Source organism: Oleiphilus sp. HI0061 (genome assembly GCF_001635675.1).
Genome location: NZ_LWFE01001383.1, coordinates 1 through 547 on the forward strand (window position 1 = coordinate 1; position 547 = coordinate 547).

Annotated in this window: 1 protein-coding gene; it reads left to right on the forward strand. The window is 41.0% G+C overall.

The window, feature by feature from the left end; genetic code table 11:
- Window positions 1-134 precede the first annotated feature (134 nt).
- Window positions 135-547: hypothetical protein (locus tag A3735_RS21745; RefSeq protein WP_197485970.1), on the forward strand; the 413-nt coding region annotated here is incomplete at its 3' end.

Genomic DNA, 547 nt, shown 5'->3' on the forward strand with positions numbered 1-547 from the left:
CCATTTGTATTCAAGTCATATGTATCAAATGGCTGGGTTTTCTATGATTCCATTTATGAGTTCGGACGATGTTGGAGACGATATTGCCTCTATAGTGGATAATGTTTCTCAGGATTATTTGGAGTTAAATTAAGATGATCAAGCTACTTTCAATAACAATACTCGCTAGCTTGCTTAGTTCGTGTGCCTCTAGCTATTTCAACGTCTCAAAGAATACCCCTAAAAGCGAGTCAGCAATCTTGTATACATACAGTGAAGGACAAAGGGCTGGAACAATTTATACAGTGTTACTTAAGTCAATTAATGGCGAAAAACTTTCTGGAAAGTCTAAACGATGGTTATATGTCAAACCCGGAGAGTATGAAATTGAGGTAACCAGTCACAAGTACAATGAAGGTGCATATATCGCAGGAGCTATTGCAGGAGGTGTTGCTGGCGGAGCCATGGGGGCAAGCGTTGATACTGGTGCCATTGTAGCAAGCTCTGAAGCATACGCAGAAATGGAGCGAACTAGAGTAGAAGATAATAATATCATCGCGCGGCTGGA